Origin of the sequence: Nonomuraea sp. JJY05 (assembly GCF_043496855.1) — a bacterium.
GTDB lineage: Bacteria > Actinomycetota > Actinomycetes > Streptosporangiales > Streptosporangiaceae > Nonomuraea.
Genome location: NZ_JBIEIS010000005.1, coordinates 1 through 11,860, shown reverse-complemented (window position 1 = coordinate 11,860; position 11,860 = coordinate 1). Strand labels below are relative to the sequence as shown.

10 protein-coding genes are annotated in these 11,860 nt (G+C 70.3%); 5 read left to right on the top strand and 5 right to left on the bottom strand.

Features of this window, described 5'->3' with window-relative positions:
* Both ACFKCF_RS07900 and ACFKCF_RS07895 read left to right on the top strand, forming a co-directional pair.
* Positions 1-1,316, top strand: a 1,316-nt coding sequence (locus tag ACFKCF_RS07900; RefSeq protein WP_394492191.1) for a hypothetical protein, incomplete at its 5' end; no start/stop codon positions are given.
* Positions 1,313-2,119: a transporter substrate-binding domain-containing protein gene (locus ACFKCF_RS07895; RefSeq protein ID WP_394492189.1), complete on the top strand. Its 807-nt coding sequence runs from the start codon at positions 1,313-1,315 to the stop codon at positions 2,117-2,119. The genes ACFKCF_RS07900 and ACFKCF_RS07895, both read left to right, overlap by 4 nt.
* Positions 2,120-2,185: 66 nt before the next feature.
* On the opposite strand, the gene rpoD is transcribed toward ACFKCF_RS07895, so the two are convergent.
* From rpoD to dnaG, 3 genes are all read right to left on the bottom strand, one after another.
* Positions 2,186-3,289, bottom strand: coding sequence for an RNA polymerase sigma factor RpoD (gene rpoD / locus ACFKCF_RS07890; RefSeq protein ID WP_364748160.1), 1,104 nt, complete (start codon positions 3,287-3,289; stop codon positions 2,186-2,188).
* Positions 3,290-3,629: 340 nt separating this feature from the next.
* Positions 3,630-3,767, bottom strand: coding sequence for a hypothetical protein (locus ACFKCF_RS07885; protein WP_394492187.1), 138 nt, complete (start codon positions 3,765-3,767; stop codon positions 3,630-3,632).
* A gap of 450 nt (positions 3,768-4,217) precedes the next feature.
* Complete coding sequence (dnaG, locus tag ACFKCF_RS07880) at positions 4,218-6,059, bottom strand: DNA primase (RefSeq protein ID WP_394492185.1); 1,842 nt, start codon at positions 6,057-6,059, stop codon at positions 4,218-4,220.
* Positions 6,060-6,202: 143 nt separating this feature from the next.
* Here dnaG and ACFKCF_RS07875 point away from each other — a divergent pair, with 143 nt between their 5' ends.
* Positions 6,203-7,111 carry a M23 family metallopeptidase gene (locus ACFKCF_RS07875; protein WP_394492183.1) on the top strand — a complete coding sequence of 303 codons (909 nt, stop codon included), beginning with the start codon at positions 6,203-6,205 and terminating at the stop codon, positions 7,109-7,111.
* On the opposite strand, the gene ACFKCF_RS07870 is transcribed toward ACFKCF_RS07875, so the two are convergent.
* Positions 7,077-8,234 (bottom strand): NAD(P)/FAD-dependent oxidoreductase, encoded by a 1,158-nt coding sequence (locus tag ACFKCF_RS07870; protein ID WP_394492181.1) that lies wholly within the window; start codon positions 8,232-8,234, stop codon positions 7,077-7,079. The two genes, ACFKCF_RS07875 and ACFKCF_RS07870, sit on opposite strands and share 35 nt — an antisense overlap.
* A 66-nt stretch (positions 8,235-8,300) precedes the next feature.
* Complete coding sequence (locus ACFKCF_RS07865; RefSeq protein WP_394492179.1) at positions 8,301-9,521, bottom strand: deoxyguanosinetriphosphate triphosphohydrolase; 1,221 nt, start codon at positions 9,519-9,521, stop codon at positions 8,301-8,303.
* Between the two features lie 81 nt (positions 9,522-9,602).
* Between ACFKCF_RS07865 and ACFKCF_RS07860 the strand changes: the two genes are divergently transcribed.
* Positions 9,603-11,126 (top strand): M48 family metalloprotease, encoded by a 1,524-nt coding sequence (locus ACFKCF_RS07860; RefSeq protein ID WP_394492177.1) that lies wholly within the window; start codon positions 9,603-9,605, stop codon positions 11,124-11,126.
* A gap of 257 nt (positions 11,127-11,383) precedes the next feature.
* A complete protein-coding gene (locus ACFKCF_RS07855; protein ID WP_394492175.1) occupies positions 11,384-11,827 on the top strand; it encodes a DUF6194 family protein in 444 nt (147 codons plus the stop codon).
* The last annotated feature ends 33 nt before the right edge of the window (positions 11,828-11,860 follow it).

Here is an 11,860-nt window from a genome sequence, read left to right as displayed (position 1 = left end):
CGCGCCGGAGCGTGCCCGGCAGGATCCGGGTCATCACCGGCATCACCGTCGCCTCGCTGGCGCTGCTCTTCGGGGCGCTCGCGGTCGGCAGCATGACCGCCCGCGAGGGCCTGCAGGTCATCGGGCGCGACGCGGGCCCGCAGGTGGTCGCCACCGCCGATCTCTACCTGGCGCTGAGCGACATGGACGCGCAGGTGGCCAACGTGCTGGTGATGGGCGACCAGTACGCGCCGCAGCGCGCGCAGGCGCTCGACCGCTACGAGGCGGCGCGCTCCAGGGCCAACGAGGCGCTGATGCAGGCCCTGTCGCTGGCCGACACCAAGGCGGAGCAGGAGACGGTCCACTCGGTGCTCGACCGGCTGGGCCGCTACGAACGGCTGACCGGCCAGGCGCTGCTGCTGGACGAGCGGTCCAAGCACGCGCCGGGGCCGCCGCCCCAGGACGTGGTGCTCACCTACCGCGAGGCCACCAAGCTGATGCGGGTCCAGCTGCTGCCCCAGGCGTACAACCTGACCCTGGAGAGCGGCACGATCGTGCGCGCCACCTACGACGAGAAGGCCGTCATGGTGCCCCTCCTGCGGGTCGCCGTGGTGCTGGCCGGGCTGCTCGCGCTGGGCTGCCTGCTCTGGCTGCAGGTCTTCCTCGCCCGGCGCTTCCGCCGGGTGTTCGGCCCCGCGCTGCTGGTCGCCACCGTGACGACCCTGGTCGCGGTGATCTTCGGGATGAACGTGCTCTCGCAGGACGAGAACGCGCTGCGCACGGCGAAGTCGGCCGGGTTCGACTCGGTGCTGACCCTGGCCAAGGCGCGCTCGATCAGCAACAGCATGCAGGGCGACCAGAGCCGCTACCTGCTCGACAAGGAGTGGGCCGACACCTACGAGCACACGTTCCTGGACAAGGCGATGTCGGTCGTCTACCTCAAGGCGGGCAACCTGCGGACCTACCACGACCAGGTCGCCAAGGGCGGCGACGTCCTCGGCCTGCTGGGGCCCGAGCTCGTCGGCAAGCAGGGCGACCTGGCGATGGAGGCGTACCGGAGCTTCCAGGCCGCCGACGGGAAGTTCCGCGAGCTGGTGGCGAGCGGCAGGACCAACGAGGCGGTCGCCGAGCGGCTCGGGCCGGTGACCCAGGCGTTCGACGCCTACGACCGCGCGCTGGTGTCGCTGTCGGCCGGGCACCAGGCCGTGTTCACGCGGGCGATCCAGACCGGCGAAGGCTCGCTGGACAACCTGTGGCGGCTGCTGCCGTTCGCCATCGGCGCGATCGGCCTGCTGGTGATCGCAGGAGTGTGGCCACGACTCAAGGAGTACCGGTGAAGCGGGCGTTGGCAGCGGTGCTGGCCCTGTTCGCGACGGTCGTCGCGGGCTGCGGGACGGACGGGCAGGAATCGGTCCTGGACAAGGACCAGATCGTCATCGCGGTACGGCCCGACCTGCCGTCGGTCGGGTTCCGCCGCCCCGGCGGCGGGTTCGAGGGCTTCGACGTGGACGTGGCCGCCTACATCGCGCGCAAGCTGCACAAGCAGGCCTCCTACATCCCCGTGCTGGCCGCCGACCGGCAGAAGGTGCTCACGGACGGCAAGGCCGACCTGGTGCTGGCCACGTTCTCGATCGACCAGGAGCGCAAGAAGGACGTGCTGTTCGCGGGGCCGTACCACGTCTCCTACCAGGACATCCTGCAGCGGCCCGACGAGACGATCAAGAACGTGCGCGAGCTCAAGGGCCGCAAGATCTGCGCGGTCAAGGGCTCGAACGCGGCCCAGCGGGTCGTGCAGGAGCGCGAGGTGCCGGCGGAGCTGGTGCCGTTCGACGACTACAAGGCGTGCCTGACGGCGCTGAAGAGCGGGCAGGTCGACGCGGTCACCACCAACGACGTCATCCTGGCGGGGCTGGCCAACCAGGACGGGACGGGGCTGAAGCTGGCCAACGCGCAGTTCAACGAGCAGCGCACCGGGGTGGGCATGCGCAGGAACGACGTGGCCGGGTGCGAGGCGGTCAACCGGGCGATCACCGACATGTACCAGGACGGGACGGCCGGGCGGCTGCTGCACCGGTGGTTCGGCAAGTCGGGGCTGGACCTGTCGACGGTCGCGGTGCCGCAGTTCGAGGGCTGCTCCTGACGGCTGCGGGCGTGGGAGGGGCCCGGGCGACGAAGCCCGGGCCCCTTCCCTTGGGATCCCTCCGGATCAGTCCAGATAGTCCCTCAGCATCTGCGCCCGCGTCGGGTGGCGGAGCTTGGCCAGGGTCTTCGACTCGATCTGCCGGATGCGCTCACGCGTGACCCCGAACTCCCTGCCCACCTCCTCCAGCGTGCGCGGATGGCCGTCGGCCAGGCCGAAGCGGAGCTGGATGATGCGCTGCTCGCGGTCGGACAGCGTGGCCAGGATGTCGTCGAGCTGGTCCTGCAGCATGATGAAGGCCGCGGCCTCCATGGGCACGACAGCGTCGGCGTCCTCGATGAAGTCGCCGAGGTCGGAGTCCTCCTCACCGATCGGCGACTGCAGGGACACGGGCTCCTGGGCGATGCGCTGGATCTCCACCACGCGATCGACAGGGAGGTCCATCTCCTTGGCGATCTCCTCGGGAATCGGCTCGCGGCCGAGGTCCTGGTGGAGCTGGCGCTGCACTCGCACGAGCTTGTTGATGGTCTCCACCATGTGCACGGGGATGCGGATCGTCCGCGCCTGGTCGGCGATGGCCCTGGTGATCGCCTGCCTGATCCACCAGGTGGCGTAGGTGGAGAACTTGTAGCCCTTCGTATAGTCGAACTTCTCGACCGCCCGGATGAGCCCGAGGTTGCCCTCCTGGATCAGGTCCAGGAAGAGCATGCCGCGGCCCACGTACCGCTTGGCGATCGACACCACGAGCCTGAGGTTGGCCTCGATGAGCCGCTGCTTGGCCCGGGTGCCCTGCCAGACGAGCTCCCTGAACTCCGGGAAGGCCAGGCGCGACACTCCGCTGCCCAGCTTGTCCTCGGCGAACAGGCCGGCTTCGATCGACTTGGCGAGCTCCACCTCCTCCTCTGCGGTCAGCAAAGGCACACGGCCGATCTCCCGTAGATAAATACGGACCAGATCGCTGGTCGGCGCCCGCTTGCCAACGTCTTCCTCATCGGCGCGGGTGGACTCCTCGTCGCCCTGGGGCTCGAGGACCTCCACGCCGTTCTCGGCGAGCATGCGCACGACGCGTTCCAGCGCGTCGGACGGCAACTCGGATCGGTCAAGCGCGGCTGCGACGTCATCGACGGTTACGCTCCCGCGCTCTCTTCCCTTCGCGACGAGGTCCGCCACCTGATCTACCGATGGCGGACTGCTTGGCAGCACCGATGCACCCACGGGAGACAGTCTGCAGTATTGGTTCCATCAAATGGCAGACCCATTTTTGTCACCGAAGGTAAGGCGAACGTCCTTACCGAATTGAGATCACTTAAAGGTTTAGCCGGAGTTTGATCAGGAAAGTAAAGTCAATTACGCGGTCTGGATTCCCGGCGCCCGGCGACACCCCCCGGTCGGACGCAACTTTTTCGCTGCCCCGAAGTCGTCGTACCTCCCCTTTGTCGCGCATTGGACCGCGCCAGGTTCCCGGGTCAACCGCCCTGGTATGCCGCTTGTCGTCGCGGCCGAACTGTTATCAATCGCCCGCGTGATATGCCCGCTTCACAGGGGTTCGGTAGTCGTCCGGCGGCCGGATCCGCCGCGTCCGGCCGACGGCGTCCCACTCGGGCAGGTTGAAGCCGACGATCTGGGACGGCGGGTCGCGGCGGAACACGCGCCTGCGCAGATCCGTGACGGCCAGGTCAGTCGTCGAGGCGCTCCGGGCCGGCAGCTCGCCGCCGTCGCCGCTGAAGCGGGCCGGATTCCCGTCGATGGGGGCGCCGGCAGCGAGCCGATCTTCTTCCCGGTGACGGCGTCGAACACGCGGCCTCGATGGGCGCCCCTGAAATAGGCCATCGGGGCCCCGTCGGCGCTCACCGCGATTAGCCGGTGGCCCTCCCCCAGCGCCTTCAGCGTGCGCGTGGCGCCGCTGAGGAGCGCGACCTGGAGCGTCCGGCCCTCGAGCGGCGCCGCGTAGCGGATGGGGGTTGCTCGCGGTCCTCGCGGCCGGCGTGATCGCGAACGGCGCCAGACGGCAAGGTGGCTCACCCTCACCTCGGCGTCGGGGACCTTCACCCATCGGTCGTCGCGGAGGTAGAGGTACCAGGGGGCCGCCGGGCGCGGGTCAGCTGCCGGCGGCGCGGTCGCGGAGGACGCGGCGCTGTTGCTCCAGCGCCACCAGCTCCCCGAAGAGCTTGTTGTACTCCTGCTGCTCCTCCACCGGATTGAGCCGCTGCATCCGCGACTTGGCCTGCGCGATGGCCCGGTCGACCGCGATGGCCTCGATGGCCGCCAGCATGGCGCCGGCGTAGCGTTCCTCGGCGTGCGCGTCCGCCTGGATGGGCTCCACCGCGAAGCGGGTCACCAGCCCCCGCGCCCCCTCCTCGTGCGCGTGCTCCAGCAGCCGGTCGACCCACTCGCGCCCGCCGTAGGAACCGGCGGCCACGCCGCCCGCGGCGACGATGACCTTGTGCAGCGTCACGTGGTCGGGAGCCGTGAACGCCTGCGGGTCGAGCGCGTCGAAGCGGGGCCCGAGCAGCGCGGGGCGCTGCACGGCGAGCTTGAGCAGCTCCCCCTCCACCCGCACGCTCGGATCGACGGGCGCCGCCTGGGGCGCGCGCCGCGGGCGGCCCTGCTGCGCCCCGCCCACCTCGGCGATGCGCTGCATCACGAACCGCTCGTCCATGAACCCCAGCCACCGGTCGAGGTCGATGGCGTAGCGCTTGCGCAGCCCGACGTCCTTGATCCCGGCCACGATCGGCGCGGCGGCGTCGAGGGCGGCGATCTTGCCTTCGTTGCTGCGCAGGTCGTAGCGGGAGATCGTGCTTCTGATCGCGAACTGGAAGAGCGGCTCGCGGCTCGCGATGAGGTCCCGCACGGCCGCGTCGCCCTGCTTGACCCGCAGGTCGCACGGATCGAGCCCGTCGGGCTGCACCGCGACGTAGGTCTGGGTGACGAACTTCTGCTCGTCGGCGAACGCCCGCAGCGCCGCCTTCTGCCCGGCCGCGTCGCCGTCGAAGGTGAAGATCACCTCGCCGCGGAACTCGGCCTGGTCGAGCAGGAATCTGCGCAGGATCTTGATGTGCTCCTCGCCGAACGACGTGCCGCAGGTGGCCACCGCCGTCGGCACTCCGGCCAGATGGCAGGCCATCACATCGGTATAGCCTTCGACGATCACCGCCTGGGCGCGCTTGGAGATCTCCCGTTTGGCGAGATCAATCCCATAAAGCACCTGGCTCTTCTTGTAAAGCGGCGAGTCAGGCGTATTCAGATATTTCGGACCATCATCGGAATCGAGCAACTTCCGTGCGCCGAAACCGATCACATCGCCCGTGGCGTCCCTGATAGGCCAGATCAGCCGCCCTCTGAAGCGGTCGATGGGCCCCCGCCGGCCCTCCTTGGCCAGCCCGCCCTTGACGAGCTCCTCGGCGGTGAACCCGCGACCCAGCAGGTGCCGCGTCAGCGCCTCCCATTCGGCCGGCGCGTAGCCCACCCCGAACAGCTCGGCGTCGGCCCGCTCGAAGCCCCGCTCCGACAGGAACCGCCGCCCGGGCGCCGCGTCGGGCACGAGCAGCTTGTCGGCGTAGAACTCCGCCGCCGCCTTGTGCGCCTCGATCAGCCGGGCCCGCTCGCCGTGGTCGCGCCTGGGGACGTAGCCGCCCTGCTCGTACTGAAGCGTGATCCCGGCCCGCTGCGCCAGCCGCTCGACCGCCTCACCGAACGACAGATGCTCGATCTTCTCGACGAACGTGATCACGTCGCCGCCCTCGGAGCAGCCGAAGCAGAAGTACATCCCGCGCTCGGGGGTGACGTTGAAAGACGGGCTCTTCTCGTCGTGGAAGGGGCACAGGCCCTTGAGGTTGCCGCCTCCCGCGTTGCGCAACTGGATGTGTTCGCCGATCACGTCGGCGATGGGTGAACGCTCACGTACGAGCGCGATGTCGACATCACGGATCCGGCCAGCCACGCCGGTGAGTCTATTCCGCCCCACCGACGGTTCCGCCCCCTCCGGGGTGCGGTACGGGATAGGCGCGCATTACCTGTCGGTTGCTAAAGGGGGAAACCGGCTCTGCGGGGGCTCCCGGTCGGCTACAAAGGTAAAGGTTGTCGGTGGAAACGGTGACACGGGTGGAGATCATGCGTACGGGGCATCTCGGACGATGGGCGGCCGTCACGGCCGCCCTGTTGCTGACCGGCGCCTGCTCCCAGGCCACCGGCCTGGCGGGGGTCAACGCGACCTCGCCCTCCAGCCCGCCGGCCACGAGCCCGCCGGCCGCCACGCAACCCGGCGAGTCGGCGGAGCCGCAGCCCGAGCACCAGGCGGCCGAGCAGCCGCCCAAGGGTGACGACCCGGTGAAGGTGCCGCCGCCGAAGCTGTCGAAGTACGAGTACACGTTCCCGGTCAAGGGCTGCAAGACGACCTACCAGCGCAAACTCCTCGTGCTGCCCAAGACGACGATCTGGGCGCCGCAGGGGTGCGCGTTCGTGGCGCCGATCGGCGGCGTCGTCGACGAGGTGAACGTCCAGGACAAGTGGAGCCCGTCCACCGACGCGGGGGCAGCCCGCGAGGGCAGGTTCGTCACGATCATCGGCGAGGACGGCGTGCGTTACCTCGGCGGCCACCTCGACGCGGTCGCCGACGGCGTCAAGCCGGGCGTCCGGGTCAAGGCGGGCCAGCTGCTCGGGCGGGTGGGCCGGACGGGCAACGCCCGCGAGACCGGGCCCAACCTCTACTTCGCGATCTCGTGGAAGACGGGTCCGGCCTTCTGGTGGGTACGCAGGGGCATGGTCGAGCCGTGGGACTACCTCGACGCCTGGGCGACGGGCAACCGCACGTACTCGCCCAGGGAGAAGACGCTGGCGCTGCGCGGCAAGCTGGGCGAGACGCCGGGCTGCGCCGTGCAGTGCGGGTCGAAGAAGGTCCCGCAGGCCGGCAAGACCCAGGGCCCGAAGCCGAAACGCACCGACAACGGCGTCGTCACCGTCACCCCGTCGGTAGCTCCTTTTGGTCAACAATGACGCGTGACCTGATGAGCTCCTGGATCTCGTCCACGACGTCCCAGACGTTGACGTTCATGCCGGCGATCACGCGGCCCTCGCGCAGCCAGTACACGATGAACTCCAGGCTCTCCGGCTCGCCGCGGTAGACGATCTCGTCGTAGCCCTCGATGTCGCCGGAGAACTCCATGCCCAGCTCGTACTGGTCGGTGTAGAAGTAGGGGATCCGGTCGTAGACCACGTCCTGGCCGAGCATCGACCGGGCGGCGGCGGGGCCGCCGTGCAGGGCGTTGGCCCAGTGTTCGACGCGCAGGCGGCGCCCGTACAGGGGGTGGAAGGACTCGGCCACGTCGCCGGCGGCGAACACGTCGGGGTGCGAGGTGCGCAGCGCGGCGTCGGTGCGGACGCCCTGGCCGACGTCGAGCCCGGCGTCGCGGGCGAGCCCGACCTCGGGCGCGGCGCCGATGCCGACGATGACGAAGTCGGCGGCGAGCCGCTCCCCCGAGCTGAGCCGCACCCCGGTCTCGGTGATCTCGGCGGCGGCGGTGCCGAAGCGCAGGTCCACGCCCTTGCTGACGTGCAGGCGGGTGAACAGGTCGCCGAGCTCGTTGCCGAGCGAGCGGTTGAGCGCGGTGGGCTCGGGCTCGACGACGGTGACCTCGCAGCCGGCCGCGCGGGCGGCCGCCGCGGTCTCCAGCCCGATCCAGGACGCGCCGACGATGAGCACGCTGCCGGCGCCGGCCAGGCGCTCCTTGAGCGCCTCGCTGTCGTGCACGGTACGCAGGTAGTACGCGGGCCCCGGCAGGCGCCTCGGCGTCGCGCCGGTGGCGATGAGGAGCTTGTCGTACGGCTGGCGCGACCCGTCGCCGAGCCTGACCAGGTGGTTGCCGAGCTCGATGCGCGTGACGCGCGTGCCGAGCCGCAGATCGACGGCGTTGTCCGCGTACCACTCCGGGCCGTGGACGAAGATCGTCTCCCGTTCGCCCTTGCCCTGGAGGTACTCCTTGGACAGGGGCGGTCGCTCGTAGGGCCGTTCGTTCTCCGCGCCGATCAGCACGATCTCGCCGTCGAAGCCCTCCTCGCGCAGCGTCTCGGCGGCCTTGGCTCCCGCGAGTCCGGCTCCGACGATCACATATGTGGCCATGGGCGCAGTATCCGCCCGCGCGGGTCACGGGAAAAGCCGGGTGTCCCAGCTCATGGGGAAACTTGGTCAGCGGGAGAGCCTGCGGTGCCACGCCACCGCGGAGGTGTCGGTGAGCGAGGCGATCTGGTCGATCACCACGCGGACGCGGGCCGCGTCGTCGGCGGCGCCCAGGTACGCGGGCCTGAAGGCGGGCTCCAGCGTGCCCGGCGCGCCCAGCGTGATCATCGAGGCCAGCTCGGTGATGAGCTCGCGCTGCCTGGCCTGGTTGGCGTTGTGGTCCCTGGTGGCCATGACGTAGTGGGCGGTGACGCCTTTGAGCAGGGCGCACTCCAGGCGGGTGGCGTGGGGCACGACGAGGTCGGCGCGGTGGCGGGAGCCGTACACCTCCTTGGTGGCGGTCTGGGCCGAGCGGCAGAAGCGGCCGATGAGGCCGCTCGTGAGGGCCTTGAGCCCGGCCAGGTCGGCGAGCGTGGCCTCGAAGCGGCGCGGCCAGAGCGGGTCGGTGATCAGCCTGGCGAAGATCTCCTCCAGCTCGCCGAGGTCGGCGTTGGGGGCGTACCAGGTGCGGGTGGTCTCGCACACCAGCGTGCGCTCGGCGGGAGAGCGCAGCGCCTCAGGAGTGACGTGGCCGGAGTGGAGCGCGTCCTCGAGGTCGTGCACGGAGTAGGCGACGTCGTCGGCCCAGTCCATGATCTGCGCCTCGAAGCTCACCCGCCCGTCCGGCGCACCATCCCGGATCCACCGGAACACGGGTAGATCATCGTCATATACGCCGAATTTTGCGGATTTTTCGCATGTCCAGGGATATTTGATGGAAGCGTCGAGCGCCGCCCGCGTCAGGTTGAGCCCGGCGCTGCGGCCGTCCTCGGTGAGGACCTTGGCCTCCAGCCTGGTGAGCAGGCGCAGGCTCTGCGCGTTGCCCTCGAAGCCGCCGCACGAGGCCGACAGCGCGTTGAGCGCCATCTCCCCGTTGTGGCCGAACGGCGGGTGCCCCAGGTCGTGCGCCAGGCAGGCGGTCTCCACCAGGTCGGGATCGACGCCGAGCGTGGCGCCCATCTCCCTGCCGACCTGACCGCATTCGAGGGAGTGCGTGAGCCTCGTACGCGGGATGTGCTGGCCGCCGCCGAGGGACTCCGCAGGGCCCACGACCTGCGTTTTCGCGGCCAGCCTGCGCAGGGCGGCACTGTGCAGCACGCGGGCGCGATCGCGCTCGAATGCGGAGCGTTCGGGATTGCCGGGAGGTTCCGGAACCCACCGCTCCTGATCGTGGTCGTCGTAGTACGGCATTGCTTTGGTGATTTTATCCAGTTTCCGGTCTCCGCTAAGGTCAAGCCTCGCGAGAACCCCTTCCCCGGGAGCCCTCACCCCATGACGACAGCGTTCCGAGCAGTGCTGGCCTTCATCCTGCTCGCCGGCTTCTACGTTCTGGTCGGCCTCTTCCTGGTGGCCGCCGTCTTCTTCGACGTCCTGCTCCTTGTGGACTTCCACGTCAACGCCCTCAAGGCCGCGATCGTCCTGACCCTGGTCGCGGGCGCGCTCGTACGGGCCCTGTTCGTGGTGAGCCGCCGCCAGGGCGGCGACCAGCCTGGCGTGCCGATCGGACGCGAGCACGAGCCCGTGCTGTGGCAGACGGTCGAGGAGCTCGCCCAGCGCGTGCGCACGGCGCCACCGGACGAGATCCGGCTGGTGGCGGAGGTCAACGCGGCCGTCTCGGAGGACACGCGCTGGCTGGGGATGAAGGCGACGCGACGGCGGATGTTCATCGGTCTGCCGCTGCTGCAGACGCTCACCGTGGACGAGATGCGCGCGGTGCTGGGGCACGAGCTGGGCCACTACAGCGGCGCGCACACGCGGCTGGGCGCGCCGGTCTACCGGGGGCGGGTCTCGCTCCTCGCCACCGTCCAGGGGCTGCGCAACCACCCGTTCGTGCAGCGCCTGTTCACCTGGTACGCCAAGTTCTACCTGCGGGTCTCGCAGGCCGTCTCGCGCAAGCAGGAGCTGGAGGCCGACCAGTTCGCGGTCGCGATCGGCGGGCGGCAGGCCATGGCGGGGGCGCTGCGCAAGATCCAGACCACCGCGACCGGCTGGGACCTCTACGTCGAGAACTACCTGTCGCTCACCGGCGCGGGCGGCACCAGGCCCGCCTCGGTGTTCGGGGGCTTCCACGCGCTCATGAGCGACGGCGACCGGCAGGCCGAGATCGCCAAGCTGGGCGAGGAGCCGCAGGACGTCTCGCCGTACGACTCCCATCCGAGCCTGGCCGAGCGCCTGGCCGCCATCGAGCACCTGCCCGAGCCGCCGCACGTCCCCGACCCCCGCTCGGCCCTGACGCTGCTGCGCGACGCGAACGTGGCGGTGCAGGCCGTGGAGCAGGCCATGTGGACGCCGGAGGCGCTGACCGGGCTGCGGCCGGTGTCGTGGGAGGAGCTGGTGGCACACGCCATGTACGCGGGCCGCAACGCCGACGCCCTCCACGACCTGGCGGTGGCCGGCCAGCGGGTGATGGGGGCCGCGCGGCCGTACCTGGACGCCGCCTTCGAGGCGATCGCCCGCGGCCGGCAGGCGGAGCTGGAGGCCGTCCTGCGCGAGCAGGGCTGGAAGGCGTCGGAGACCCTGCTCGCCGGGGTGCTGGGGCAGGCGCTGGAGGCGGTGCTGATCCAGCTCGGCGAGGCCAAGTGGACGCTGTCGTGGTCGGGGCCGGCGCGGCTGCTGTTCGACGACGGGGAGGAGGTGGCGCTGTCGGAGTACGCGGCCCAGGTTTCGGGCAATCCGGAGGCCGTCGCCGGGCTCCGTCGGTGGCTGGGGGACCACGGCATGCGCCACGACTACGTCCCGGTCGAGGAGCCTTCCCCCGGGCATCCCGCCGCCCAGGCCGCGACGCCCTCGTTCTAGCGCGGCGCCCGCTCGAATCCGGCGCGGTGCTCGCCGCGCGTCCCGCCCGCGCTCGTCGACGCCCCGGAACCGGGGCGCGCCCGCCCACCCGCTCCGCTCGAAGAGGCGCAGCAGCGCGGACGACGGCGTTGCCGAACCCCCCGGGAAGGTGTGCCCCGAACATGATCACCAGACTCGCGGTTTGAGACTTTTAAGCGGTCGATGGCCTGCTCAGCATGAAAAGTCTCACAGGGTGGTGCAATGAAACACTTGAAGGCATGACTGAGAACGACATCATTCAGCTCGTGTCCGGTTTCCCCGGAGTCGTGACCCAGACCATCGAGGAGAACAGCGAGGCCCCCGAGGTGGCCTGGGGCGACACGTTCTTCTTCTACGACCCCGAAGGCAGCCTGGCGACCCATCCCCGGCAGCCGTTCGCCACGATCGTCATCAAGGACTACCCGGATTGGGACACCTTCTCCGACCTGAACAGGCCGGGCGTGTTCCGGCTCAACATCGCCGTCGGGCGCGCCACGCTCCAGCGGCTCGTCGGCGACGACTCCGAGGTCGACTACACGGCCGAGGACCGCGTCCTCCCCCACCCCAAGTACGCAACCCAGGGCTGGATCGCCATCGTGAACCCGGGCGAGCAGGCCCGCCCCCTCCTGACCGAGGCCCACGCCCGCGCCGTCGCCCGCCACCGCCCCCGCAAGACCTCCTGACCCTCGCGCCCGGCCGGGCTCCGGGCAGGCGCG